The following is a 19,320-nucleotide window of genomic DNA, read 5'->3' as shown; positions in this document are numbered from 1 at the left end:
CCACCGCGCGCTGCCCGCTGCTGGGCGCGGTGGCGCGGACCGCCCCGCCAGGCTGAGCTTCGGCCGGCGGGGCGGTTCGGTTCGACGCCGCAGCTGGCCAGTGGTGGGGACCGCAGCAGCGCGTTGCGGTCGGGTTCAGAGGCCGGTTTGCCAGGTCGGGAGATCCAGCGCATCGTCTCCTCCAGCAGGCGCTGCATGCTGGGGTCGATGAGCTCCATGAACCCGTCGAGCGTTCCCCTGCGGACTTCCTCGCCGGTCAGCCAGTAGGCCTCCTCCGGGCGCGGTCCGCGGGTGACCTCGAGCCCGTACCGGGTGACCTCGGCCCACGCATGCGGCTGCACCCAGTGCAGCCAGGTGCCGCCGATCTCGAGGACCCGACCGAGTCGTCGATCCACACCCGACCACCCAGCCGGTCCCTGGCTTCGAGGACGACGACCCGCGGTTGACGTCGGCTGAGCTCGCGGGCCGTGATCAGCCCGGCGATACCGCCGCCCACGACGACGTCAGCATCTTCAATCACTCTGGCGCTCCCTGGTGGTCGGGCGCTCGGGCCTTCCTGCTCAAAACCGCCTTAAGAGCGTGTCTCGTTTGGATCTTGATCGGTGTTCAGGGCAAGATCATCGTCTGTGGTTGATGCGTTGTCACAGCGGTTGGTTCCCGACGAGCTCTGGGAGCTGGTCGAGCCGCTGATTCCACAGGCTGGAGAGCGCCCGCAGGGTGGTGGGCGGGCACCGGCGGATGCACGCAAGGTGTTCACCGCGATCGTGTATGTGCTCACCAGCGGGTGTGCCTGGCGGTGGTTACCGCCGTCGTTCGGGGTGAAAGTGCCCACCGCGCATCGATGGTTTCTGCGATGGACCGAGGCCGGATTGTGGGCCCGGATCCACCGGGGGGTGCTCGACGAGCTGGGCAGTCAAGGGCTGATCGACTGGTCCCGGGCCGTGGTGGATGCCGCCGCGGTGCGGGCGAAAAGGGGGGCGCTATGACCGGACCGAATCCGGTCGACCGAGGCAAGCCGGGCTCGAAGCTGCATGTGCTCACCGACCGGGGCGGACTGCCCCTGGCCACCGGCATTTCCGCGGCCAACACCCCGGACGGGTTCGCTGTCAAGCCCTTGGTCAACGCCATCCCCGCGATCCGGTCCCGCCGCGGACCTCGCCGCCGCAAGCCCGGCAAGCTGCACGGCGACAAGGCATACAACAGTGCCGAACGCCGAGTCTGGTTGCAGCGACGGGGAATTGTCGCCCCGCCTGGCTCGCATCGGCATCGAGACCAGCCAGAAACTGGGCCGCCACCGCTGGGTCGTCGAACGCAGCATCGCCTGGCTGGCCGGTTACCGACGCCTGACCATCCGCTACGAACGCCGCGCCGATGCCTTCAAAGGCTTCCTCGCCCTCGCCGCCGCACTGACCTGCTTCAAGAAGCTCAAACAAGCCAAGTGAGACACGCTCTTACCGCGAGTCCCGCGTTCAGATCGACCAGGTCAATTGGTTGATCCGGCACCTCGTCAGCAACACGCGCCGACGTTGGGAAGACGGGACCTTGTGGTCCTACCGCGACCAGTACCGGACGCCGCTGTCCGTGAAGGTGTGGTGCATCCTCTCGCTGATCGTGGCTGCTTCCGCGGTGGTGAGCGTGCTCGATGCTGCTGTTCAAGCGGACTTGGTCCTCACAGCGTTGTCCGTGACCGTGGCCGCTGTGAGCGGACGAGCAGCAATCCTGCAGTGGTCACGCATCAGCAGTGAACGTCGCCGATACGCCGAGGAGCTCCTCGAGCACGAGAAAGCCTTGCAAGCTCGAACAGAGGCCCGCGAGCGCTGGAAGGAGAAGCTGGAAACCACCCGTCCTGAAGAGCGGGAGATGGAAGCTTGGCTCGACTGCGACAAGACCTTGGTGCTCGACGATGCCCTTCGGCACTACCAGCTGGCGTGGCGTGACATCATCGCCCACGCGTTCCTCCTGACACCAGCCAGCGAGTACAAGCGGGCGCGGGTGCGGGGCGGCCCGTGGCGGTACTCGAAGTACGACGTCCGCCTGTTCCTGATCACGCAGGACGGCGTGCGCGAAGTCAGCACGGAGCTCGACTTCGAACGCGCGGCCTTCCACGGCCAGCAGCGGAACAACTTTCGCTTCGACGCGGTGTCCTCGGTCCACGTCGTGAGGGCAGGGCATTCCAACCACACTTTGCAACTGACCTTGACGAACGGGCCGACCAGGGAAATCCGCGTCGTGGACCCGCCGGGGCAGCAAGCAACAGAAGAGTACTCGACTTCGTTCTCCAGACTGAACCTCGAAGCGGCCGGCTTCACCCATGCCTTGCACATCCTGGAAGGGATCGCAGCCGAGGGCAAAGGGTGGATCGATCGTGATCCGCACGCGAAGCCCACGTCCAAGGACCTCCAGCAAGCGCTGGACGAATCCGAAGATCCGGAGGACGAGGACGAGGACGACGAGGCAGCGGGCTAGCGGCCCACGGGGGCCACGGCCAGCCGGCTCTTCCGCTCAGGCCCTGGGCCCTCGGGTGTCGGGGTCGGTGTGCAGGTGGAGGACGGCGGGGCCGGGGGTGGCGAGGGCCTCGTGCAGCGCGACCTCGAACTCCGAGGTGTCGGTGACGGTGGTGCCGAAGGCGCCGTAGGCGCGGGCCAGGGCGGCGAAGTCCGGGTTGGTGAGGCCGGTGCCGCTCGGGCGGCCCGGGTAGCGGGCCTCCTGGTGGCCGCGGATGGTGCCGTAGCAGCCGTTGTCGACGATGAGCACCAGCACGGGCAGCTGCCGGTCGACCGCGGTGGCGAGTTCCTGGCCGTTCATGAGGAAGCAGCCGTCGCCGGCGATCGACAGGACCCGTCGTCCGGGTCGCACCAGGGCGGCGGCCACGGCGGCGGGGACGCCGAAGCCCATCGCGCCGTTGCGCGGTGCGAGCAGCGAGCCGGGGCGGTGCGCGGGCAGGTAGCGCTGCGCCCAGATCGCGTGGTTGCCCGCGCCGAAGGTGACGACCGGGTCGTCCTCCAGCGTGCGGCGCAGCACCTCGAACGCGATGCCCAGGTCGACACCGCGGCCGCCGTCCGCTCTGGGCTGCGCCCAGGTGCGGTGCGCCTCGTGGGCCGCGCGCATCGGGGCCGGGTCGGCGTGCGGGCGCAGCAGCGCGTGCCGGGCGGCGGCCACGAAGTTCTCCGGGGTCGCGAGCACGGTCGCGTCCAGTCGGCCGTGGTGGCCGTGGGCGTTCGGGTCCGGGCCCACGTACACCGACGCGACCTCCGCGCCGAGCGTGTAGGAGTCGGTGGCGACGTCGCCGCGCGGGCAGCCGATCCAGACCTGCAGGTCGCTGTCGCGCAGCACCGCGGCCGCGGACGGGGAACGGCCGTACCCGAGCGAGCCGGCGTAGCAGGGGCTGCGGTGGTCGATCGCGTCGTGGGCGCGGAAGTCGGTGAGCACGGGCAGCGCGGCGGCCTCGGCCCACGCGGCGAGGTCGCGGGCGGCCTGCTCGGTCCAGCCCTCGCCGCCCGCGATCACGACCGGGGCCTGCGCGTCGCGCAGCAACGCGGCGACCGCGTCGAGGTCGGCGGGTGACGGGGCCGGTCGGGCCGGTGCCCGCGGCGGCAGGGTGACCCCGTCGGTCGGTTCAGTCAGCGTCGTCTCCGGCAGCCCGACGACGACCGGTCCCGGCCTGCCGGACGCCGCCACGTGCACGGCCTCCGCGACGACACCCGCAGCCGAAGCGGGGTCGTCGAGCACCAGCACGCGCTTGGCGGTGCTGCCGAACCAGGCGTTCGGGTCGAACTCCTGGAACGCCTCGCGGTAGCGCTGCTCGGCGGGGACCAGCCCCACGAACAGCACCAGCGGTGTCGCGTCCTGCCAGGCGGTGTGCACCGCGATCGCGGCGTTCGCCGCGCCCGGGCCGCGGGTCACCATCACCACGCCGGGGCGGCCGGTGAGCCGGCCCTCGGCCACGGCCATGAAGCCCGCGCCGCCCTCGTGCCGGCACACCACCGTGTCGATGGTCGAGTCGTGCAGGCCGTCGAGGACGTCGAGGTAGCTCTCCCCGGGCACGCAGTAGACGCGCTCGACCCCGGAACGCTCGAGTTGGCGGACGACCAGGTGACCGGCGCTGCACGGGCTCGCGTTCGGCACGACATCCCTCCCTCTGGACGTGGCGGGCCCCATCCCAGCAGTCGCCGGGCCGGTGGAGAAGCAGCGCTCGCCACGAGAACCGGCGCGGTCGTTGTGCAGATCCCCAACGAGCCACCGGCGTTGTGCAGATGCCCACCGAAATCAGGGCAAGTCTGTGCACCGTGCAGTTACGCGAGACCGGTCTCGTCTGAATGCTGTCCGCACTGCACCACACATCCGGACCGAGGAGAAGCGATGAGCGAGAGGTCCGGCCCCGCCGGGGCCGCGGCGGTGACCGACGCCGAAGCCAGGAAGGTGGCGTTCGGGGCGTTCGTGGGCACCGCGCTGGAGTGGTACGACTTCTTCCTGTACGGCACCGCCGCGTCGCTGGTGTTCAACCGGCTCTACTTCGCCACCGACGACGCGCTGGTGGCCACGCTGGCGGCGTTCGCCTCGTTCGCCGTGGGGTTCGCCGCGCGTCCGCTCGGTGCGGTCATCTTCGGCCACCTCGGGGACCGGATCGGCCGCAAGCGCTGCCTCATCGTCACGGTGACCATGATCGGGCTGGTCACCGCGCTCATCGGCCTGCTGCCGGGCTACGCCACGATCGGCGTCGCCGCGCCGGTCCTGCTCACGCTGTTCCGGCTGCTGCAGGGCGTCGCCGTCGGTGGGGAGTGGGGCGGTGCGGTCACCCTCGCCGTGGAGCACGCCCCGCCGGAGCGGCGCGGCCGCTACGCCGCGATGCCGCAGATCGGCTCTCCGGTCGGCACCTTGCTGTCGTCCGGGGCGTTCCTGGCGGTGTCGGCCCTGCCGCCGGAGTCGTTCGACTCGTGGGGCTGGCGGGTTCCGTTCCTCGCGGCGTTCCCGCTGCTGGCCATCGCGCTGTGGCTGCGCCGCCGCGTCGAGGAGTCCCCGCTGTTCGAGAAGCTTCTCGAGGAAGACGAACGCGCTTCGTCCCCGGTCCTGCAGGTCTTCGCCACCGCGTGGCCGCAGCTGCTCGTCGGCGCCGGCACCGCGTTCCTCGGGGTCGGCGGCTTCTACCTCATCACCACGTTCGTGATCAGCTACGGCACCACCACGCTCGGCATGCCGCGCTCGGTGCTGCTCGCCGCGACGCTGGTCGCCGCCGCGGTGGAGATCGTCGTGCTGGTCCTGGGCGGTCGGCTGGCCGAGCGCCACGGTGCCGCCCGGGTCACCGTCGGCGGGGCGCTCGGCGCGGCGCTGGTGGCGTTCCCCGCGTTCTGGCTGATCGACACCACCGCGGTGGTCGCGGTCGTCGTCGGCGTGACCCTGGCGACCGCCCTGCTGTCGGTCCCCTACGCCGTCTCCGGGGCGCTGCTGACCGAGCTGTTCCCGCCGCACCTGCGCTACAGCGGCGTCGCCCTCTCCGCGAACATCGCCGGTGTGGTCAGCGGGTTCGTGCCGCTGGCGGCGACCGCGCTGCTCGCGCTCGGCGGCGGCAGCTCGGTGCTGCCGACCCTGCTGCTGGTCGGGATCTCCCTGGTCACCGCCGGGTGCGGGTTCCTCGCGCCGCGGCTGTCCGCGGGCCGGGACGCGGTGACCACCGCGGAGGTCCGGGCGCCGGCCGACTGACGGGTCACGGGCGCTCCAGGGCCTCCCAGCACGCCAGGGCGAGCAGCACCACCGTCGCCTGGTCCGGCACGGTCACGTCCCGTCCGGTCAGCTCGCTGACGCGGCGCAGCCGGTTGAGCACCGTGTTGCGGTGGCAGCAGAGCGGCCGCGCGACTTCGGTGACCGAGCCGGTGCGCGCCCACGCCCGGAGGGTCTCCAGCAGGCGGTCCCGCTCGACGGGGTGCAGCGTGACCAGCTCGCCGAGCACCGACGTCACCAGCTCCCGCCCGATCCCCGTCCGGGAGAGCTCGGCCGCGACCACCGGCAGCCACGCGCCGTAGGGGTCGACGGGGCCCGCCAGGTCCGGGAGGGCGTCGACGACCCGCAGCGCGGTCCGCGCGCTCGCCGGGACCTTCGCCACGCCGTGCGCGAGCGGCCCGAGCACGCACGGCACCGAGTCCAGCACCCCGCCGAGACCCGCGCGCAGCGCGCGGATCCCGGCGGGGCCGTCCTCCGGTGCTCCCGTCCACCGGGCCAGCAGCACCGCGTGCCGGGCCAGCGCCTGGACGTGGACCGGCCGGCCCTGCGCGGCGAGCGCGTCCGCGGCCCGCCGCAGCTGGGAACCGGCGGCGGCCGGGGCGACCACCACCAGCAGGTCGTCGTCGACGTCGACGGCGAGCGCCCGGGCCACCCGGGCGACGGCGTCCGGGTCCGGCTCACCCGGCGGCTCGTCCGGGCCGTCGAGCTGCCCGAGCAACGCCGCGACCAGCATCGACCGCTCGCCCTGGCGCTCCCGGGCGATGAGCGCACCCTCGTCCTGGTAGGCGACCTGGACCTGCAGCGCGTGCTCCTCCACCGCCGCCCACACCCGGTCGACCCGCTCGACCAGCAGCGGCCCGTCGGACGGGTCGGACTGCGCGCGCAGCGCGTCCCAGACGATCCGGAAGTTCAGCCGCACCGCGGTGAGCAGGTCGTTGAGCGGGACGCCGCGGTGGGCCCGGTCCCGGCCGATCTCCGTCCCGACCGCGGACAGCCGCTTCGGCACCGGGGCTCCGGCGATCCGGCGCAGCAGGTAGTCGAACGTGCGGGCCGCGTCCTCCTCCATCCGCTCGGTGGGGACGAGACCGCGCGCGTACGGCGGGATCTGCCGGACCTGTTCCAGGAAGGCCTGGAACAGGGCGTCGGAGTCGCCGCGCAAGCGGGTCAGGAGCGCGTTCCAGCGGGCATCGGGCGCAGCGCCGGCCAGCCCCTCGCTGCTGTGCATGTGCACATCCTACGGTCCGCGGGAACCGCGGCGGGGAAACAGCGTGCTACGCCCGGAAGGCGCGGCGGTAGGCGGTCGGCGTCAGGCCCGTGTGCCGGGCGAGGCGGGCGCGGAGGTTGGCGGCCGTCCCGAGGCCGCTGCGGTGCGCGACCTGGTCGACGGCGAGGTCGGTCTGTTCGAGGAGCCGGCGCGCGTGCTCGACGCGGACCGCGGTGAGCCACTGGTTCGGGGTGCACCCCAGCTCGCTGCGGAAGCGCCGGTGCAGCGTCGCGGGACTCATCGCGGCCCGGGCGGCGATGTCGGCGACCGTGATGGGCTCGGTCGCGTGCTGCTCGGCCCAGCACAGCGCCGCCGCGAACGGGCTCTCCGCCTCCGCGGGGAGAGGACGTTCGATGAACTGCCGCTGTCCACCGGGTCGGTGGCCGGGGAACACGAGCCGGCGCGCGACGGCCGCCCCGATCTCGGCGCCGTGGTCCCGGCGCACCACGTGGAGCGCGAGGTCGAGGGCCGCGGCGCTGCCTGCCGAGGTGAGGATGTCGCCGTCGTCGACGAAGAGGACGCCGTCGTCGACGTGCACGCGCGGGTACCGGGCCCGGAACTCCTCGGCCCACTGCCAGTGCACGGTGGCGCGGCGTCCGTCCAGCACGCCCGCTTCGGCGAGGGTGAAGGCCCCGCTGCACATCCCGATCAACCGCGCTCCGCGCTGGTGGGCCCGCGCGATCGCGTCGAGCACGTCGGGGTGGTGTGGCGTGACCGTGTCGGGGCGGTTGGGCACGATCACCGTGTCCGCGTGGTCGAGGGCGGACAGGCCGGCGATCCCGGTCATCGCGAAGAACTCCTGCCGCATCGGCACCTCCGCCTCCCGGGCGCACATCCGGAAGTCGTAGAGCAGCCCACCGACCTCGGGCCGGTCGATGCCGAGGACTTCGGTCAGGCACGCCAGCTCGAACGGGTTCGACCCGTCGTCGACCAGCGCGACGACGGAGTGCAGGTGCGAGGAAAGTTGCGGCACGTGCCATTCCTCGCACTGTTCGAGGCGAGGCGCAAGCCCCACGATCGACAGCGTGACGACCACGAACATCGACACCGTCCTGGCGTCCTTCCAGGAGCGCTGGAGCCCGCGGGTCCTCGCCCGGGTCAACGACCACGACGTCCGGCTGGCCAAGGTCGAGGGCAGCTTCGTCTGGCACGCCCACCCGGACACTGACGAGCTGTTCCTCGTCCTCGACGGCAGCCTCGACATCCACCTGCGGGAGCGCGGGACCGAGACCACGGTGCACCTGGAGCGCCACGACGTCTTCGTCGTCCCCCGCGGGGTCGAGCACTGCCCGGAGTCGCCTGGGGGCGCGAGCGTGCTGCTGATCGAGTCGGCCGGGACCCTCAGCACCGGCGACTACGCCGGAGAGGTCCCTGACCACATCACCTCGACGACGGGGATCGAGGTCTGACGCTCACCACGCGTCCTCGACGGGTTCCACCCCGCACCACTCGGCGACGAACAGCGCGATGGACGTCGTGATCCGCCGGACGGACTCGACGTCCACGCGCTCGTCGATGCCGTGGATCGCCTCCGACACCGGGCCGTACACCAGGCAGGGCATGCCGCCGTAGAGGGTGAACACGCGACCGTCGAGGTAGCCGGGCGTGGTGAACGACTCCAGCTCGCTGCCGAACACCCGCTCGTGCGAGCGGGCGAGCACCGCCTCGGCGTCGGAACCCTCCTCCAGCACGTAGCCCTCGGCGAAGAAGCCGGACGGGGTGGCCACCACGGCGTCCGGCAGGCCGAGCGACGCAGCCGACTCCTCCAGGGTCCGCTGGATCTCCGCCCACGCCTCCGCCGCCGACGTCCCCGGGTACAGCGCCGCGCGGACCGTGAACGTGCACCGCGCCGGCACGCTGGAGGGCCACTCGCCGCCCTGGATCACCCCGAAGCCGAAGTTGATCGGGTGCTCGGTGTCGGCGAAGTACCGGTGCTCGTCCTTGCGCCGGTTCCACTCCGCCTCGAGGCGGCGCAGGTCGCCCATCACCTGGTAGGCCGCGTCGATGGCGTTCTGCCCGCTGCTCATCACCCGCAGGTGGGTGGGGACGCCGCGGACGGTCACGTCGAACCACAGCACGCCGACGTTGGCCCGGACGAGCTTGTCGTCCTCCGGCTCCGGGATCACACAGGCGTCGGCCGTGTAGCCGCGCAGCAGCGCGGCGAGCGAACCGTTGCCGGTGCACTCCTCCTCGACGACCGACTCCACGTGGATCCGCCCGGTCGGCCGCAGGCCCGCGGCGGTGAGCGCGCGGAGCGCGAACACGTTGGCGCCGATGCCGGCCTTCATGTCGCCGCTGCCCCGGCCGTACATCCAGCCGTCGACGATCCGGGCGTCCCACGGCGAGCGGCTCCAGTACTCCTCCGGGCCGGTCGGGACGACGTCGACGTGCCCGTTGAGGATGAGCGACCGCCCCCGTTCCACCGGCGGGTGCCACGTGCCGACGACGTTCTCCAGGGTCGACGGGTCCACCGTCGTCGGGCCGTAGCCCTCGTGCGCCCGCAGTTCCGGCGAGTCGATGACCCAGCGGTCGATCTCCAGGCCCATCTCGGACAGCGTGGCCTGGACGAGGTCCTGCGCGTCGGCCTCGCCGGTGCGCAGGCTCGGGCGGCGGACCAGCTCGGCGGTCCACGCGAGCTGGTCGTCGAACTGCTCGTCCACCGCCTTGGTGATGCGCTGGGCGATCTCGGGATCGAGCATGCGGGCCGTCCTCCGTCTCGTCGCGGGTGAACCGGGGACCACAGTCGCGCCACGACGGGGGCGGGACAAGAGAGCACCGCACAGACTTGCCACCACCACCGGTGTGCACATCCACAACGGCGACTCGCCCAGGCATGGCGGCGAGATCACCCGGGTACGTGGAGTGCCATGACACCGAGCGCGCTGTTGCACGCAGCAGAGTCCGTCCGGTGGGTGGAGCGACCGGCCAACGCCGTGGCGCGCGCCATCCGGCGCAGGATCAGCGGTACGCGCCTGGACCGGGTGCTCGGCGGCTCGTGGCTCGGGCACCCGACGCACCCGCTGCTCGTCACCGTGCCCATCGGAGCGCTGGTCTGCGCGCCCGTGCTGGAGCTGGGCGTCGGCCAGCCCCGCGCCGCGCGGTGCTTGACCACGATCGGCCTGCTGGCCGTGCCGCCGGCGGTCGCCGCGGGCCTGGCCGACTTCGCCCACCTCGACGACGTGCAGCGGCGGGTGGGTGCGCTGCACGCCGCGGCCAACGTGCTCTCGGCCGCCTTCTTCGCCGCCTCGCTGCGCTACCCGCCCGGCGCCCGCGCCACGCTGGTCTGCTCGGCGCTGGGCACGCTCACCATCGCCGTCGGCGGCGCGCTCGGCGGCCACCTCTCCTACGCGCAGGGCGCGGGCGTCTACCGGTGGCAGCGCCCCGAGGAGCGCGACGACTGGACCTAGTGGCGCAGGTGCGCCCGGGCCTCGCGCCGCGCGCGCAACCGGTAACGGCGTTCCGCGTAGGCCAGGTCGTCCCGCCACAGCCGGGCGGCTGCCCGGCGCATGGTCGGCCGGAGGAGCGGCGCGGCCGCCCTGGCCACGGCGAAGCCCGGGCGCTCCGACCGCGCGATGACGGCTTCCACGACCGCCGTCCGCGGCTTGCCGTCGTCGCCGGTACCGAGCGGGGTGGCGTGCGTTTCCACGACGCTGCCCACGCCTTCGCCGTCGATGATCCGCATGACGATCGTGCGCGGCTCGGGGCAGGTGAACTCCGCGTGCACGGGGACGCCGATCCCCGGCGCGACGACGAAGGTCACCGCCACGACGAACCGGTCGTCGTCCTCCCGCGGGGTCTGCAGCACCCGCAGCCGGGTGAACGAGTACGGGTGGAACCAGGCGCCGTGCCAGGGGTCGAGCCGGTTCGCGATGACGTCCCGGGGTTCGCAGGTCCCGACGAGGGTGGCGACCGAGTGGACGCTCGTGTCCAGCTCGGGACGTTCCGGCAGGTGGGGGAGAGCGGTGGGCGTCTCGCCACCCGCCCGGTCCAGCCGCACCCACGCCAGGACGCCGTCGTCGTGGCTGGGCAGGACCCGCCAGCCGCAGTCGCTGGTCTCGGACAGGCGCAGACCGTGCCAGCGGCAGAGCAGGGCGCCGTCGGACACCCGCCCCTGCGCCAGCGGGGCGCCCAGGTGCGGACAGGCGCCAGGACCGACGAGGAGCTTGCCCCCTTCGTCGCGCCAGGCCACCAGCTCGGTCCCGGCCACGGTGCACCCGTGCGGCCGGTCGGAGCGGACGTCCCGGCTGGCGGCGAAGGCGTACCAGTTCCCGGAGGGCCGGGCCTGCGCGCGCTTGAGAGCGGAGTGGATCAGGTCCGGGCGGGCGTCGCGGTACGTCGGCTCCTGCCGCGCCCACGGCGTGCGGGGGATCGGTTGCAGCGGCCAGGTGCGCGGCCAGTACCGGCGCAGCCAGCTCTCGGTCATCACCTCATCACCTTCCTCGATGCGGCCCAGGCGCGCAGCAGCGCGTGCCGGCCGCGCGTGGGCACGGTCGTGAGCTCGTGACCGGCGAGGCCCCACCGGGCGAGCAGCCGGTTGGCGGCGTGCCAGCCGGTGGCCGCAGCTCGTTCCATCAGGGCGACCGGCAGGTCGATGCGGATCGCGTCGCCGCACAGGACCAGCCCGTCGAACGGGGTGCGCACCCGGGGACGCCGGGAGAAGTCGCCGAGCCCGGGCAGGGGGCAGTCCTGCCGCCACTGCGAGGACTCCGCGACGGTCCGCGCGCGGGCGGTCTCCGGGTAGACCTCGTGCATCCGGGCGAGGAGACGGCTGCGCAGCTCCCGGACCCGGTCCGCCCCGTCGTCGCCGGACCCCGCGGCGTAGGCGTGCAGTTCCACGACGGCGCCCCGGTGGCGGGCGGCCCACGCGCGGGCCTCGCGCTCGTAGCGGTTGAGCACGCTGATGTTGTCCAGCGGTGGACGACCGCTGGTCGCGAGGAACGGGGGCCGGTCCGGTGCGACGGGACGGTCCAGCCACAGGCGGTGCACCAGGAACGGCGGTGCGGTGCGCAGCCCCAGCACCCGCTCGCGCCACTCCCGGTCGTGCAGCTCGGGGGACGCGGTGACGACCGAGCGCAGGCCCGCCACGTCCAGGGCCAGCACCACGCCGTCGGCGGGCAGTGCCTCGCCGTCCCCGGTGCGCACGCGGAACCCGCCGTCCGCGCGGTCGACGCCGGTGACCTCGACGCCGGTGCGGAACCGCACGCCCCGCTGCTCGAGGTGCGCCCGCAGCGGCTCCCACAGCGCGGTGTCGAACGCCGCGTCCGGGACGTCGAACACCAGGCCCTCGGTCGACCCCAGGAAGTAGAGGTGGAACATCGTGGCGAGCTCGGCGGCGGACATCTCGCGCGGTGGGGCGAAGAAGCTGCGGGAGAACACCTCGAACGCCAGGTGCCGCGCCGACGGCGGGAAGCCGATGCGCCGCACCAGCGTCTCGGCGTCGACGTGGTCGAGCTCCTCGTAGACCTCCGGCACGGACACCGAGCCGAGGGGAGCGGCCGCGCGCGGGTCGAGCCGCAGCAGGTCCGGCAACCGGAAGGTGGGGCTGCGCAAGGCGAAGAACAGCGCGTTCCACGGTGGCGTGCGCGGCAGCCCGCGGAAGGTGTCGCGGCGGCCGTGGGCGTCCAGCAGCGGGTAGTCCTCCACCGGGCGCAGCCGGGCCAGCGCGGGATCGGCGCGGCGCAGCAGCGCGCGGAGGTTGTAGTACTGCCGGAAGAAGGCGTGGAAGCCGCGGCTCATCGACAGCGCGGTGCCGTCCACCGCGCGTTCGGTCCACGCGCCCACCCGGCCGCCGAGGTGCTCCTCGCGTTCGACGACGGTGACCTCGACCCCGCGTTCGGCGAGTCCGGTCGCCGCGGTCAGGCCCGCGATCCCCGCGCCCGCCACGACGGCGCGGGGACGCCGCTGGAGCAGGTCGGCGTGCGCGGCGCCCCGCGGCGCGAGGTGCCGGACCGCGCGCGGGTCACGGGGGCCGGTGGCGTTCACCCGTCCCCCCGGGTCGTCGCCACGAAGGTGTGCACCACCCCGCGCTGCCACCCGGTCATCGTCGCGCTGCGCACGTCGGTGAACCCGGCGTCCACCAGCCGCTGCCGGAACCTCGCCGCACCGTCGAAGCTGGTGACGCTGCGCCACAGGTGGCGGTAGAGCGCGCTGCTGCCGGTCAGCACCGTCCCGGCCGGGATGATGATCGACCAGCACACCGCGTGCCAGACGGCCGTGGCCACCACCGAGTCGCGGACCGAGTACTCGTGCGCGGCGAACGGCGCACCGGGGCGCAGCAGGCTCCGCAGCAGCCGCAGTCCCCGGTCCGGGTCGGCGAGGTTGCGGATCGCGTAGGCGGCGAAGATCCCGTCGAACGGCCCGGACACCCCCGCGGCGGGCGCGTCCTCGATGCGGGCGTGGACGAACTCCACCGACGCGGGCCAGGGCTTCGCCCGGGCCTGCGCCAGCATCTCCGGTGACGGGTCGACCCCGATGATCTCCGCGTGCGGCGCGACGTCCAGCAGTGCCGCGGTGGAGGCGCCGGTGCCGCAGCCGACGTCCAGCAGCCGCAGGCCCCGACCGCCGTCCGGCAGGCGCATCCGGTGGGCCGACAGCCGCAGGTGGGCGTGGTAGCCGGGGTTGGCGCCGACGAGCCGGTCGTAGGCGGCCGCGCCCGTGTCGAACGCGTCCGGCACCGCCTCGCGCGCCAGTCCGTCCCGCCCGATCCTCATGCCGACCCCTCCCGGCGTTCCCACAGCAGCAGGACGGCGGTGACGAGCGCGAACCCGAACAGGAAGTCCTCCACCGGGATGTCCCACGGGAACCGGAGCCCGCTGATGTGTTCCGGCGCGTACCGCACGATGGGCGCGGTGAGCTTGGTCAGCCAGCCGTCCACGGGGACCTGGAAGGCCAGCACGATCACCATCGAGACCCAGTACGCGGGCTTGTCGAACAAGCCGGTGCGCAGCACCTTCAGCTCCCACCAGCACACCGCGACGACCGCGAGGACGGCCGGGACCGTGTAGCCGAGGCCGGTCACCGCCCGGCCTCCTTCCGCGGACGCCGGCGCGCCAGCATCGCCTGCACGCAGCAGTAGGTCAGCAGCCCGCACACCGGCACCACCAGGAAGAACAGCAGCTCCTCCAACGGCAGCGCGAACGGCAACCGGACACCCGTGAGGTACTGCGGGTCGTAGCTCCACACCTGCGCCGCGATGGCGAGCACGTCCCAGACGACGAACACCAGGGCCACCGGCAGCACCGCACGCGCCAGCCGGGCGGGCCGCCGGTAGACCCGCGCGCCGAGGAACTCCAGCGGGGCGGTGATCGCCAGGCACCCGGCGAGCACGAGCAGGTACTCGAACCGCTCCATCACGCCCACCTCCGAGTCGCAGCGGGGAGGTGCCGCGCACCCCGCGCCCTGCTGCGCAGCCGCAGCACCTGCACCAGGCCGGCCGTGGCGACCCGCGCGCGGCGGAGGTGGCCGACCCTGGCCCGGTGCGCGAACACCGCGAAGTCGGATGCTTCGATCTGGTCCAGGATCTCCGAGTACAGCACCAGTGCGGTGCCGATGCAGGGCCGCGACAGCGGGTGCAGCAGCGGGATGCCGTCGCGGGCGAAGCGGTAGATCGCCCGGGTGGTCGCGTGCTGGTCCGCCAGGGCGGCTCGGACCCGGGGATCGGTGCGCCCGTGCTGCCGGCACCAGAGCAGCAGGTCGCGGTCCACGCCGAACGCGGCGAGCTCGTCGGCGGGCAGGTAGACGCGACCGAGGTCGAGGTCCTCGGCGACGTCGCGCAGGAAGTTGGTGAGCTGGAAGGCCTTGCCCAGCGCGGCCGCGTGGGGCGCGGCGTCCTCCTCGTCGCACACGGTGCCCAGCACCGGCAGCATCTCCAGGCCGATCGCCTCCGCCGAGCCGCGGACGTAGACGTCGAGCGCCCGCCGGTCGGGGTACTCGGTCACCGTGAGGTCCATGCGCATGGACCGCAGGAAGTCCTCGAACAGGGACCGGCGGATGCCGTAGCGCCGCGCGGTGTCGAGGACGGCGGCGATGACCGGGTGGTCGCTGTGGCCGCGGTCCAGGCCGGCGAACAGCTCCCGGGACACGGCGTCCAGCCGCGCCGCCCGCTCGTCGGGGTGCCCGCCGGCGTGGTCGACGACGTCGTCGGCCCAGCGGGCGAAGCCGTAGAGCGCGTGCACCGCCGGGCGCTGGCAGGGCGCGAGCAACCGGGTCGCGAGGTAGTAGGTCTTGCCGTGCCGGGCGTTGATCCGGCGGCAGAGCAGGTACGCCGCCCGCAGGCGCGGGTCGGTGATCCCGGCGGCGTCCAGGGCGCTGCTCATCGCACCGCTGCCGGTACGTCGAGGGGACCGGACGCTCGTGGGGGAACGGTCTCGCGAGCCGGTCCGGCTCCCGTCGTGGGGGCTCTGTCCGCAGGATCCTCCACCGCCCGCATCCCCTTCCCCCCTGCCGAGCGCGTCTCGCCCGAACCCTAAGCCAGCCCGCCGAGGCCCGCACCGCAGCGAGCGCGGGACAGCCACGGACGGTGGACACCACGGCACCTGGCGGTCGAGGTCGCGGTGGTGGAGGGTGTCGGTGCCAGGCGGGACCGGGGAGCGGAGGAGGGGACGCCGTGGAGACGCTGGCCGCCTACGTCACCGAGCTGGGGCCGCCGGAGCGCATCGAGGTCGGGCCGCTGCCGGTGCCGGACCTCGGGCCCACCGACGTGCTGGTGCGCACGGAGGCGTTGGCGGTGAACCGGGTCGACACGCTCGTGCGCTCCGGCTGGTACCCGACCCCGACGCCGTTCCCGTTCATCATCGGCCGGGACCTGGTGGGCACCGTCACCGCCGCGGGCCCCGGCGCCGCCGGGTTCCGCCCCGGGGACCGCGTGTGGTGCAACAGCCTCGGGCACGACGGGCGGCAGGGCTCCTTCGCCCAGGACGTCGTGGTGGCCGCCGGCCGGCTGTACCACCTGCCGGACGGCGTGGACGCCACCGAGGCGGTCGCGGTGCTGCACCCCGCGGGCACGGCCTGCCTGGGGCTGTTCCGCGAGGCGCGCCTCGGTCCCGCGGACACGGTCGTCGTCGCCGGCGGCGCGGGCGGTGTCGGCAGCGCGGTGGTCCAGCTCGCCGCCGCGGCCGGTGCGCACGTCGTCGCCACCGCGTCCGAGCGGGACGCCGCGTGGTGCCGGTCCAGCGGGGCCCGCGCCGTGGTCGACCACCACGCCCCCGACCACGTCGACCGGCTCCGCGACGCCGTGCCGCACGGCGCGGACGTCTACTGGGACACCTCCGGCCACCACGACCTCGCCGCGATCGCGCCGCTGCTCGCCCCCGGGGCTCGGGTCGTGCTCACCGCCACCGCCCGCCCGACCGTCGACCTGCCCGCCCGGCACTTCTACACCCACGACATCAGCGTCCACGGCTTCGTGATCAGCAGGGCCACGGTCAGCGAGCTCGCGGAGGCGGCGAGGACCATCAACGCGCGGTTGGCCGACGGCACGCTGCGGCCCCGCGTCGGGGCGCGGCTGCCCCTGGCGGAGGCCGCCGAGGCCCACCGCAGGCAGGAGGCCGGCCGGACCGGTGGGCGGATCGTCGTCCTGCCCTGACGCGCGTCAGGCCGGGGGCCGGCGCCCGGGATCGCCGACCGCGGTCAGGAGACCGGGCAGCGTCAGCCCGCTCGGCAGCGGCAGCGGTGCGGTGGCGGCGTCGGCGCGGAACGACTGGAGCAGGTAGGCCACCAGGCGCCGGGACGCGGCCGCGTCGTCCGGCAGGGCCGCCACCAGACCGCAGTGCGCCAGCAGGACCACGGCGATGTCGGACGGGTGGAAGTCGGGCCGCAGCGCGCCCGCCGCCTGGGCCCTGCGCACCAACGCCTTGAGGTCCTGCTCGGCTCGGTGCCCGTGCTCCGACGTGCTCTCCGGGAAGGCGGCGAGGAAGGCCGCGGGGAACCCGCGTTCCTCCCGGTGCAGGGCGCAGACCGTCTCCACCAGGTGCCGGAAGCCCCGCCACGGGTCAGGATCGGCCAGCGCGTCGGTGAGCGCCCGCGAGCACGTCTCCACCTGGTGCGCGTACGCGCCCCGCACCAGGGCGTCGCGGGTCGGGAAGTGCCGGTACAGCGTCGCCACGCCGACCCCGGCCCGCCGGGCCACGGTCGCCATCGGGGCGTCGATCCCGCGTTCCGCGAACACCGCGCGGGCGGCGGTGAGGATGCGTTCCCGGTTGCGGCGGGCGTCCGCCCGCACCCCGTCGCGGGCTGGGATCCGAGAGGGTTCGGCCATCGGTGTCTCTCACTTCGGCTGGAAGCGGACGGTCGCGTCCGTTTCCGAGCCTACGGTCGGCCCGGTACGACCCCGGCGGAGAGGGCAGGACGATGGACGACCGCACGATGCAGGCAGTGCTCTACGACCGCTACGGCGGCCCGGACGTGCTCTACGTGGGCCGCGTGCCACGACCCGAGCCGGGCCCCGGCGAGGTCCTCGTGCGCGTGCGCGCGGTCAGCGTCAACGGCGGTGAACTGGCGGTGCGTTCCGGTCGTCTCCGCCTCCTCAGCGGCCGGGGGTTCCCCAAGCGCGTCGGCTTGGACTTCACCGGCGAGGTCGCCGCGCTGGGGACCGGGGTCACGGACCTGGTGGCCGGCGAGCGCGTGTGGGGAGTCGTGGGGCGCTCCTCCGGTCTCGGCAGCGCGGCCGAGTACGTGGCCGTGCCCGCCCAGCGGGTCGGCAGGGTGCCCGACGGCCTCGACCTGGTGGAGGCCGCCGCGCTGCCGGTGGCCACGACGGCGATCACCGCCCTGCGGGACAAGACCCGGCTGCGCCCGGGGGAGCGGTTGCTCGTCCGGGGCGCGGCGGGCGGCGTCGGCAACGCCGCCGTCCAGCTCGGACGGTCCCGCGGCGCCGAGGTGACGGCCCTGGCCCGCGCCGCCAACCACGACTTCGTCCGCGGTCTCGGCGCGCACGAGGTCTTCGACCACCGGACCACGCGGCCGGCGGACCTGGGCCGCTTCGACGTGGTCGTGGACACCGCGGGGACCGACCTGCTCGCGTTCCGGCGCCTGCTGCGTCCCGGCGGGCGCATGACCACCATCGCCTTCGACCTGGCGCGGCCCGTCTCGTCGCTCGCCTCCATCGCGGCCAGCACGGTCCACGGGCGCGGCCGGGTGCGCTTCTTCAGCGGCAACCCCACGCGGGCCGACCTCGACGACCTCGCCCGCCACGTGGTCGAGGGCCGCCTGGCTCCCGCGGTGGACACGGTCTTCCCGCTGGAGGAGGCCGCGGCGGCGCACCGCGCGCTGGAGCACGGCGGTGTCCAGGGCAAGCACGTGATCAGGGTGGCGTGAGCCCGACGCGGACCGCTCAGCTCGCTCCCTCGGGAGCCACGACCGAGGGCACGTCGGTTCCGCCCGGAACTGGCGCCGCTGCTGGTGGCGGGTGAGTGGTCAGTTCCGCCTGACACGTCCCGCAACTGCAACGGGGATCAGACGGCCGACTCCCACCGGAGTCGCGTCAGTCCCGGCGCCGCGCGCGGCCGCGGGGGGGGGGAGGGACCCGCACCGCGCGACGAGGGTCGCGTGCCCCCGGCGGAACGGGGTGAAGGGCACCTTCCACCAACCGGTTTGGCGGGAGGTGCCCTTCACCCCGACACGATCGGAGTGCCGTGCCGCAGTCCAGTGTGGCGGGCGGTCGGTCCTTGCGTGGTCCCCGCGCCGCTGTGGGGGTCAGGCGGGTTGGTCGGTGGTCCGCTGGCTGAGGCGGTGGTCGCCGGCTGCGCGGACGTGGTCGACCATGATCCGCTCCGCGGTCGCGCCGTCGCCCGCCTCGAGCGCGTCGAGGATCTCCGCGTGCGCGTCGAGCTGGCGCCGGGTGTACTCCGCGTCGAGCCAGAGCGAGGCGTCGGAGGGCACCGGGTAGCTGTTGCGGACCGCGCGGGCGTGCCGGCCGAGGAACGCCGGACCGCCGATGTCGGCGATCGCCAGGTGCAGCTCCTGGCTCTGCTCGCCGAGCCGCTCGCGGTGGCCCGCGGCGGCGTCGCGGACCATCGCCTCGTGCTGCTCGCGCAGCCGGGCCAGCTGCTGCGGGCTGATCCGGTCGGCGGCCAGCCGGGCGCCGAGCCCCTCGACCACCGCGCGGACGTTGTAGTACTCGAACAGCGCGTCGTCGCCGAGGTCGACCACGGTCGCGCCGTGGTGGCTCTGGTAGCTGACCAGCCGGTCGTTCTCCAAGCGCCGCAGGGCTTCCCGGACCGGTGTGACCGACACGCCCAGCCGCTTCGCCAGCGGGGCGGCCTTGAGCTGGGTGCCGCCGGGGATCTGGGCGCTGCGGATCTCCTCCAGCAGAACGCTGTAGACGTAGTCCGCCTTGCTCATCG

General features: G+C 73.8%; 20 protein-coding genes and 1 pseudogene. 8 read left to right on the top strand and 13 right to left on the bottom strand.

Annotated elements, in window-relative coordinates; all coding sequences use genetic code 11:
* Window positions 1-256 precede the first annotated feature (256 nt).
* The gene (locus HNR68_RS27265; protein WP_343050475.1) at window positions 257-496 is read right to left on the bottom strand and encodes an FAD-dependent oxidoreductase; all 240 of its coding nucleotides are present in this window, start codon (window positions 494-496) and stop codon (window positions 257-259) included.
* 130 nt (window positions 497-626) lie between these two features.
* On the opposite strand from HNR68_RS27265, the gene HNR68_RS27685 reads away from it, so the two are divergent.
* The 3 genes and pseudogenes from HNR68_RS27685 to HNR68_RS19775 all read left to right on the top strand — a co-directional run bounded on the left by HNR68_RS27685 (window position 627) and on the right by HNR68_RS19775 (window position 2,466).
* Entirely contained in the window at window positions 627-986 is a 360-nt protein-coding gene (locus HNR68_RS27685; protein WP_029723004.1) for a transposase, read from the top strand.
* Window positions 983-1,442 (top strand): annotated as a pseudogene (locus HNR68_RS27680) (transposase). The gene HNR68_RS27685 and the pseudogene HNR68_RS27680 overlap by 4 nt, the downstream one beginning before the upstream one ends.
* A gap of 49 nt (window positions 1,443-1,491) precedes the next feature.
* Window positions 1,492-2,466, top strand: coding sequence for a hypothetical protein (locus HNR68_RS19775; RefSeq protein WP_179723266.1), 975 nt, complete (start codon window positions 1,492-1,494; stop codon window positions 2,464-2,466).
* A gap of 36 nt (window positions 2,467-2,502) precedes the next feature.
* On the opposite strand, the gene HNR68_RS19770 is transcribed toward HNR68_RS19775, so the two are convergent.
* On the bottom strand, window positions 2,503-4,125 hold the full coding sequence (locus HNR68_RS19770) for a thiamine pyrophosphate-dependent enzyme (protein ID WP_218888360.1): 1,623 nt from the start codon (window positions 4,123-4,125) through the stop codon (window positions 2,503-2,505).
* A 234-nt stretch (window positions 4,126-4,359) separates the two neighbouring features.
* Here HNR68_RS19770 and HNR68_RS19765 point away from each other — a divergent pair, with 234 nt between their 5' ends.
* A complete protein-coding gene (locus HNR68_RS19765) occupies window positions 4,360-5,697 on the top strand; it encodes an MFS transporter (protein ID WP_179723264.1) in 1,338 nt (445 codons plus the stop codon).
* 4 nt (window positions 5,698-5,701) lie between these two features.
* On the opposite strand, the gene HNR68_RS19760 is transcribed toward HNR68_RS19765, so the two are convergent.
* Complete coding sequence (locus HNR68_RS19760) at window positions 5,702-6,940, bottom strand: helix-turn-helix domain-containing protein (protein ID WP_179723263.1); 1,239 nt, start codon at window positions 6,938-6,940, stop codon at window positions 5,702-5,704.
* Between the two features lie 46 nt (window positions 6,941-6,986).
* On the bottom strand, window positions 6,987-7,952 hold the full coding sequence (locus HNR68_RS19755; protein WP_179716379.1) for a helix-turn-helix domain-containing protein: 966 nt from the start codon (window positions 7,950-7,952) through the stop codon (window positions 6,987-6,989).
* Between the two features lie 52 nt (window positions 7,953-8,004).
* Between HNR68_RS19755 and HNR68_RS19750 the strand changes: the two genes are divergently transcribed.
* Window positions 8,005-8,388 (top strand): cupin domain-containing protein, encoded by a 384-nt coding sequence (locus HNR68_RS19750; protein ID WP_343050268.1) that lies wholly within the window; start codon window positions 8,005-8,007, stop codon window positions 8,386-8,388.
* A gap of 3 nt (window positions 8,389-8,391) precedes the next feature.
* Here the strand turns inward: HNR68_RS19750 and HNR68_RS19745 are convergent, their stop codons facing one another.
* Window positions 8,392-9,678, bottom strand: coding sequence for an ArgE/DapE family deacylase (locus tag HNR68_RS19745; RefSeq protein WP_179723261.1), 1,287 nt, complete (start codon window positions 9,676-9,678; stop codon window positions 8,392-8,394).
* Between the two features lie 168 nt (window positions 9,679-9,846).
* Between HNR68_RS19745 and HNR68_RS19740 the strand changes: the two genes are divergently transcribed.
* Window positions 9,847-10,386 (top strand): DUF2231 domain-containing protein, encoded by a 540-nt coding sequence (locus HNR68_RS19740; RefSeq protein WP_179723260.1) that lies wholly within the window; start codon window positions 9,847-9,849, stop codon window positions 10,384-10,386.
* Here HNR68_RS19740 and HNR68_RS19735 read toward each other — a convergent pair.
* From HNR68_RS19735 to HNR68_RS19710, 6 genes are read right to left on the bottom strand one after another with little or no spacing between them, the layout of a single operon-like run.
* On the bottom strand, window positions 10,383-11,402 hold the full coding sequence (locus tag HNR68_RS19735) for a DUF5914 domain-containing protein (protein ID WP_179723259.1): 1,020 nt from the start codon (window positions 11,400-11,402) through the stop codon (window positions 10,383-10,385). The two genes, HNR68_RS19740 and HNR68_RS19735, sit on opposite strands and share 4 nt — an antisense overlap.
* Window positions 11,402-12,961, bottom strand: a complete 1,560-nt coding sequence (locus HNR68_RS19730; protein ID WP_179723258.1) for an FAD-dependent oxidoreductase — start codon at window positions 12,959-12,961, stop codon at window positions 11,402-11,404. Before HNR68_RS19730 ends, HNR68_RS19735 begins: the two co-directional genes overlap by 1 nt.
* The gene (locus tag HNR68_RS19725) at window positions 12,958-13,689 is read right to left on the bottom strand and encodes a class I SAM-dependent methyltransferase (protein WP_179723257.1); all 732 of its coding nucleotides are present in this window, start codon (window positions 13,687-13,689) and stop codon (window positions 12,958-12,960) included. The genes HNR68_RS19730 and HNR68_RS19725 overlap by 4 nt, the downstream gene beginning before the upstream one ends.
* Window positions 13,686-13,997, bottom strand: a complete 312-nt coding sequence (locus HNR68_RS19720) for a lycopene cyclase domain-containing protein (protein WP_179723256.1) — start codon at window positions 13,995-13,997, stop codon at window positions 13,686-13,688. Before HNR68_RS19720 ends, HNR68_RS19725 begins: the two co-directional genes overlap by 4 nt.
* Complete coding sequence (locus HNR68_RS19715; RefSeq protein ID WP_179723254.1) at window positions 13,994-14,329, bottom strand: lycopene cyclase domain-containing protein; 336 nt, start codon at window positions 14,327-14,329, stop codon at window positions 13,994-13,996. Before HNR68_RS19715 ends, HNR68_RS19720 begins: the two co-directional genes overlap by 4 nt.
* Window positions 14,329-15,294, bottom strand: coding sequence for a phytoene/squalene synthase family protein (locus HNR68_RS19710; protein ID WP_179723252.1), 966 nt, complete (start codon window positions 15,292-15,294; stop codon window positions 14,329-14,331). The genes HNR68_RS19715 and HNR68_RS19710 overlap by 1 nt, the downstream gene beginning before the upstream one ends.
* 290 nt (window positions 15,295-15,584) lie before the next feature.
* On the opposite strand from HNR68_RS19710, the gene HNR68_RS19705 reads away from it, so the two are divergent.
* Window positions 15,585-16,562, top strand: coding sequence for a zinc-binding dehydrogenase (locus HNR68_RS19705; protein ID WP_179723250.1), 978 nt, complete (start codon window positions 15,585-15,587; stop codon window positions 16,560-16,562).
* 6 nt (window positions 16,563-16,568) lie between these two features.
* On the opposite strand, the gene HNR68_RS19700 is transcribed toward HNR68_RS19705, so the two are convergent.
* On the bottom strand, window positions 16,569-17,234 hold the full coding sequence (locus HNR68_RS19700; protein ID WP_179723248.1) for a TetR/AcrR family transcriptional regulator: 666 nt from the start codon (window positions 17,232-17,234) through the stop codon (window positions 16,569-16,571).
* Between the two features lie 92 nt (window positions 17,235-17,326).
* Between HNR68_RS19700 and HNR68_RS19695 the strand changes: the two genes are divergently transcribed.
* On the top strand, window positions 17,327-18,292 hold the full coding sequence (locus HNR68_RS19695; RefSeq protein ID WP_179723246.1) for an NAD(P)-dependent alcohol dehydrogenase: 966 nt from the start codon (window positions 17,327-17,329) through the stop codon (window positions 18,290-18,292).
* A 378-nt stretch (window positions 18,293-18,670) separates the two neighbouring features.
* Here the strand turns inward: HNR68_RS19695 and HNR68_RS19690 are convergent, their stop codons facing one another.
* Complete coding sequence (locus HNR68_RS19690) at window positions 18,671-19,318, bottom strand: GntR family transcriptional regulator (protein WP_179723244.1); 648 nt, start codon at window positions 19,316-19,318, stop codon at window positions 18,671-18,673.
* Window positions 19,319-19,320 lie beyond the last annotated feature (2 nt).

The sequence above is a fragment of the Saccharopolyspora hordei genome (assembly GCF_013410345.1).
Lineage (GTDB): Bacteria > Actinomycetota > Actinomycetes > Mycobacteriales > Pseudonocardiaceae > Saccharopolyspora > Saccharopolyspora hordei.
The sequence above is the reverse complement of the archived record's forward strand: the minus strand, read 5'-3'. Positions and strand labels throughout refer to the sequence as shown.

Excerpts from the sequence above, each read along its gene's own strand:
- HNR68_RS19765 (WP_179723264.1), top strand. The coding sequence starts at position 4,360 with ATGAGCGAGAGGTCCGGCCCCGCCGGGGCCGCGGCGGTGACCGACGCC.
- HNR68_RS19760 (WP_179723263.1), bottom strand. The coding sequence starts at position 6,940 with ATGCACAGCAGCGAGGGGCTGGCCGGCGCTGCGCCCGATGCCCGCTGG.
- HNR68_RS19745 (WP_179723261.1), bottom strand. The coding sequence starts at position 9,678 with ATGCTCGATCCCGAGATCGCCCAGCGCATCACCAAGGCGGTGGACGAG.
- HNR68_RS19740 (WP_179723260.1), top strand. The coding sequence starts at position 9,847 with ATGACACCGAGCGCGCTGTTGCACGCAGCAGAGTCCGTCCGGTGGGTG.
- HNR68_RS19735 (WP_179723259.1), bottom strand. The coding sequence starts at position 11,402 with ATGACCGAGAGCTGGCTGCGCCGGTACTGGCCGCGCACCTGGCCGCTG.
- HNR68_RS19725 (WP_179723257.1), bottom strand. The coding sequence starts at position 13,689 with ATGAGGATCGGGCGGGACGGACTGGCGCGCGAGGCGGTGCCGGACGCG.
- HNR68_RS19715 (WP_179723254.1), bottom strand. The coding sequence starts at position 14,329 with ATGGAGCGGTTCGAGTACCTGCTCGTGCTCGCCGGGTGCCTGGCGATC.
- HNR68_RS19710 (WP_179723252.1), bottom strand. The coding sequence starts at position 15,294 with ATGAGCAGCGCCCTGGACGCCGCCGGGATCACCGACCCGCGCCTGCGG.
- HNR68_RS19700 (WP_179723248.1), bottom strand. The coding sequence starts at position 17,234 with ATGGCCGAACCCTCTCGGATCCCAGCCCGCGACGGGGTGCGGGCGGAC.
- HNR68_RS19695 (WP_179723246.1), top strand. The coding sequence starts at position 17,327 with ATGGACGACCGCACGATGCAGGCAGTGCTCTACGACCGCTACGGCGGC.
- HNR68_RS19690 (WP_179723244.1), bottom strand. The coding sequence starts at position 19,318 with ATGAGCAAGGCGGACTACGTCTACAGCGTTCTGCTGGAGGAGATCCGC.